1 protein-coding gene is annotated in these 1388 nt (G+C 40.7%); it reads left to right on the top strand.

The window, feature by feature from the left end:
- Nucleotides 1–219: 219 nt before the first annotated feature.
- Nucleotides 220–1388, top strand: a 1169-nt coding sequence (locus COJ96_RS24370) for an IS110 family RNA-guided transposase (RefSeq protein WP_098576399.1), incomplete at its 3' end; no start/stop codon positions are given.

The following is a 1388-nucleotide window of genomic DNA, read 5'->3' as shown; positions in this document are numbered from 1 at the left end:
AAGAATGAAAATGTATTGAATCCGTCCATACTGCTTCTATGGCTGGGAGAGGAAGGTCGATCAACTATGGTGCCTTAGAGCCCATCCGTTAGTCTGACTCCAACGACCACGGTGCACCACAAACTGTCGCTCCCTTTCGGGAAGCACTCATGGTAGATTAATCCTAATTCTGATTGTTGCACCAGCCTCCAATTTTCAAGCCTAGAAAGGAAGATTTCAGTGGATGTTATCATTGAAAGAGCATGTGGATTAGATGTCCATAAGGACAATATCACTGCTTGTATTATGACTTCACAAGGAAAGGAGATTCAAACATTTTCTAATAAAACGGTTTTTCTATTAAAGTTATTGGACTGGATTAAGGAGAATAATTGTACTCACGTAGCTATGGAAAGTACGAGTGTTTATTGGAAACCTATTGTTAATTTATTAGAGTCCGAAGGAATAGAGTTTTTAGTTGTAAATGCTCAACACATGAAGGCACTTCCGGGACGCAAAACGGATGTTAAAGATGCCGAATGGATAGCCCAACTTCTTCGTCATGGACTACTGAAAGCAAGTTTCATTCCGGATCGGAATCAACGAGAACTGCGGGAACTTGTTCGCTATCGCCGGAGTATCATTGAAGAACGCGCCAGACAACATAATAGGATTCAAAAGGTTTTAGAAGGAGCCAACATTAAACTAGGTTCTGTTGTATCTGATATTATGGGTGTTTCATCGAAAGATATGCTTCGAGCAATCGCAGATGGTGAAGAAGATCCTGAAAAACTAGCAAACTTCGCTCGTCGTACAATGAAAAAGAAAAAAGAAGAACTTGAATTGGCACTTCAGGGCTATGTAAACCCACACCAACGCTTAATGTTAAAAACGATTTTAACTCACATTGATTTTCTAACTGAGCAAATTGAAATGTTAGACCAAGAGATAGCGCAAAGAGTAAGCACATATCAAGAAGATATAGAACGACTCGATTCCATTCCTGGTATCGCCACAAGAATGGCTGAACAAATCTTAGCTGAAATTGGTACGGATGTTGGAAACCAATTCCCGACTGCCGCACATTTGTGTTCATGGGCAGCCTTGGTCCCTGGACACAATGAAAGCGCAGGAAAAAGAAAATCTAGCAGATCAAAAAAGGGAAATAAGTATTTAAGATCCGCATTAACAGAAGCAGCCAAATCAGTAAGAGGTTCAAAAAACTATCTCGGTGCACTGTATAGACGCACAGCTGGACGAAAGGGAAAGAAAAAGGCAGCAATTGTAGTCGCCCATGCGATGTTGCGAATCGCATATTACCTTCTAACCCGAAAAGAAATGTACGTTGACTTAGGCGAAGATTATTTTGATAAGCAAAGACAAGTATCTATTGTACGGCATTCGGTTCG

Origin of the sequence: Bacillus sp. AFS073361, from assembly GCF_002567005.1 — a bacterium.
Classification (GTDB): Bacteria; Bacillota; Bacilli; order Bacillales; family Cytobacillaceae; genus Neobacillus.
Note: the sequence above shows the minus strand (reverse complement) of the source record. Positions and strands in the feature narration are given on the sequence as shown.